Here is a 3015-nt window from a genome sequence, read left to right as displayed (position 1 = left end):
GCCGTCGACGCGGTCGTCGCCGGGGACGTGCGGCACGCGTTCTGCGCGGTGCGACCGCCCGGGCACCACGCGACGCCGTCGGCCGCGATGGGGTTTTGCCTGTTCAACAACGTCGCCGTGGCCGCCGCGCACGCGATCGCCGTGCACCGCCTCGAGCGCGTCGCGATCTTCGACTTCGACGTGCACCACGGCAATGGCACGCAGGACATCTTCTGGGGAGACGCGCGCGTGCTGTACGCCTCGACCCACCAGTCGCCGCTCTATCCGGGGACCGGCGCCGAGAACGAGCGCGGCAGCGCCGGCAACATCGTCAACGCGCCGCTGCGTGCGGGCGCCGGCAGCATCGAATTCCGCGACGCCTGCATCCGCACCGTGCTGCCCGCGATCGACGCGTTCGCGCCGCAACTGCTGCTCGTGTCCGCCGGCTTCGATGCGCACCGGCGCGATCCGCTGGCCGCCCTCGAACTCGAGACGCACGACTATGCGTGGATCACCCGCCGCCTGGTCGAACTCGCCGAGCGGCACGCGGCCGGCCGCCTCGTGTCAAGCCTGGAGGGCGGCTACGACCTCCACGCCCTGCGCGCCTCGACCCAGGCCCATGTCGCTGCCCTGCTGGATCCGTCGGCATAACGCCGCGCACGGCGTGCGGCGTGTCCGTCGGCGGAGCGACACGTCGTTACCCGGCACGCAGCGACTCGGCCGCCGGTCGATCCCGCCGCCCGTCCGCGATGGCCAGGACGGAACCTGTCCCAGGAGCGACGATCATGAATGGACCTTTTCGCAGCCTTCTCGTCCGTGCCTATGCGGGCACGCTCGCCTTGTCGTTCGCCTCGGCGAACGCACAGACATGCGCGTCGCCGATGGCGATGTCGTGGGTGTTCGACCAGTTTTCGGGGCAGACGTGCAACGGCGAGGCCGCCGGATTGTCCTTGTGCAGCGCTTCCTTGATCACGAACGCGCCTGCCTTCGTCGCCACCGTGCGGGTCGGCGAAAGCGCCACGGCCGAGCTGAGTCTCGGCGGCGTGGGCGCGCTTCCGATGATCATGGTGCTCGTCGGACCCGGCTGCGACGAGGGCGGATGCGTGATCGGCGATCCGATCACGCCGATCTCGCTGGCCGAGGTGCCGCCGGGCGAATACGACCTCCTGGTGACGACGAGCCCCGTGGACGGCACGCCCGACGCCTGCGGTCCGTTCACGCTGACCTACATCGGCGACTTCGGCGTGTTCGACCGAATCTTCGCCGACGGCTTCGACTGAGCCGGGAAGCGCGGACGTTTGCCGGGCGGCGCCGGTTTCGGCAAGCTACCGCCTTTGCGTCGCCATAGACGGACCTCCGTGCATCCCACTCTCTCCGCTCCCGCCCGGCGTCACCTCGCGCTCGCGATCCTGCTCGCCCTGCCGCTGTCGCCCGCCTGGGCGGACGAGGCGCCGTCGTGTCCGGCCGGGATGCTCAAGTGCCCCAAGAAGCCGGTCGACTGGGGCATGTGCGGCAAGAACGACCTGCTCGACTTCTACGTCCCCGGCCTGCCGACCACCGGCGATCGCAGCGCGGCGCCGCGTGACGCCAGTGCGCTCAAGGTGAGCACGACCGACAAGAACCACTACGTGCTCGAAGGCAAGGCGGAGATCCGCCAGCTCGACCTGTTCCTGCATGCCGAGAAGATCACCTACGACGCCGAGACGACCGATTTCACGGCGACCGGGCCGGTCACCTACCAGGACCGCGGCCTGCTGCTGTCGGCCGAGAACGCGAAGGGCAACACCGACCTCGACCAGTGCACACTCGACGGCGTGCGCTACCAGCTGCTGCAGTCGCGCGGCAACGGCATCGCCGAAGTCGCGATCGTCGACGACGTCGATCACGCGCGACTCACGCGCGCGACCTATTCGACCTGCAATCTCGGCGACCAGCAGTGGGCGTTCGCCGCGCGCGACCTCGACCTCGACCGCGCGGAGGGTATCGGCCGCGCACACGACGTCACGTTCCGCGTGCGCAACGTGCCGGTGTTCTGGCTGCCGTACCTGCGCTTCCCGCTCGACGATCGCCGCGTCAGCGGCTTCCTGTATCCGACGATCGGCTACGGCGAACGGCGCGGCTTCGACCTGACGTTGCCGTACTACTTCAACATCGCGCCGAACTACGATGCGACGCTGACGCCACGCATCATGACCGAGCGCGGCCTCATGCTCGGCGGTGAATTCCGTTACCTCACCGATAGCAGCAGCGGCACCTTCAGCGCCGACTTCCTCGCGCACGACAATCGCGCGGCCGACGAATCGCTCGAAGTCGGCGACGAGGTGCCGGATCGCCGCTGGTGGTACCAGTGGAAGGACACGACGACGTTCAATGCCAACTGGGGCGCGAACGTCAATCTCAACCGCGTGTCGGACGACCGCTATTTCGAGGACTTCGGCCGCGGCCTGTACAGCTCGGCGATCGGCTTCCTGCCGTCGAGCGCGTACGTGAACGGGCACGGTACGTGGTGGAAAGCCTCGATCGGCGGCGACGAGTACCAGATCACCGATCCGACCCTGCCGTCGCAGTACGAGCCGTACCGCCGCCTGCCGCGCATGACGTTCAGCGGCCAGCACGCGCTCGCCGGCCTGCTCGAAGGCGGCATCGACGCCGAAGCGGTCGCGTTCTCGAAGGATCATGCGCTCGATGGCCGCCGCGTCGACCTCTATCCGCACCTGGACCTGCCGCTCGAGGGCGCCGCCTGGTTCGTGCATCCGGAACTCGGCTACCGCTACACGAGCTACGGCCTCGACCATCTGGACCAGGGCAGCCCGCTGCTACAGGGGCGTCACCCGAGCCGCGGCGTGCCGATCTTCAGCGTCGACAGCGGGCTGGTGTTCGAGCGCTCGCTCACCATCGGCGGCGAGGCGTACACGCAGACGTTCGAACCGCGCGCGTACTACCTGCGCGTGCCGTACCGCAACCAGGACGACCTGCCGATCTTCGACACGCAGGAAGTGCCGTTCAGCTTCAGCCAGCTGTTCCGCAGCAACCGCT

General features: G+C 68.8%; 4 protein-coding genes. 3 read left to right on the top strand and 1 reads right to left on the bottom strand.

What is annotated here, in order from left to right; translation table 11 throughout:
• Nucleotides 1–630 (top strand): histone deacetylase family protein (locus ACTHK2_RS11280; RefSeq protein ID WP_440245812.1); only part of this gene is annotated, 630 nt, incomplete at its 5' end.
• 169 nt (nucleotides 631–799) lie between these two features.
• Here ACTHK2_RS11280 and ACTHK2_RS11275 read toward each other — a convergent pair.
• Nucleotides 800–976, bottom strand: coding sequence for a hypothetical protein (locus tag ACTHK2_RS11275; RefSeq protein WP_440245811.1), 177 nt, complete (start codon nucleotides 974–976; stop codon nucleotides 800–802).
• 46 nt (nucleotides 977–1022) lie between these two features.
• Between ACTHK2_RS11275 and ACTHK2_RS11270 the strand changes: the two genes are divergently transcribed.
• Both ACTHK2_RS11270 and ACTHK2_RS11265 read left to right on the top strand, forming a co-directional pair.
• Complete coding sequence (locus tag ACTHK2_RS11270; RefSeq protein ID WP_440245810.1) at nucleotides 1023–1259, top strand: hypothetical protein; 237 nt, start codon at nucleotides 1023–1025, stop codon at nucleotides 1257–1259.
• A gap of 78 nt (nucleotides 1260–1337) precedes the next feature.
• Nucleotides 1338–3015, top strand: a 1678-nt coding sequence (locus ACTHK2_RS11265; protein WP_440245809.1) for an LPS-assembly protein LptD, incomplete at its 3' end; no start/stop codon positions are given.

This window comes from Dokdonella sp., assembly GCF_051958935.1.
In the GTDB taxonomy this organism is placed as follows: domain Bacteria; phylum Pseudomonadota; class Gammaproteobacteria; order Xanthomonadales; family Rhodanobacteraceae; genus Dokdonella_A.
This window is presented reverse-complemented; position numbering and strand designations above follow the sequence as displayed.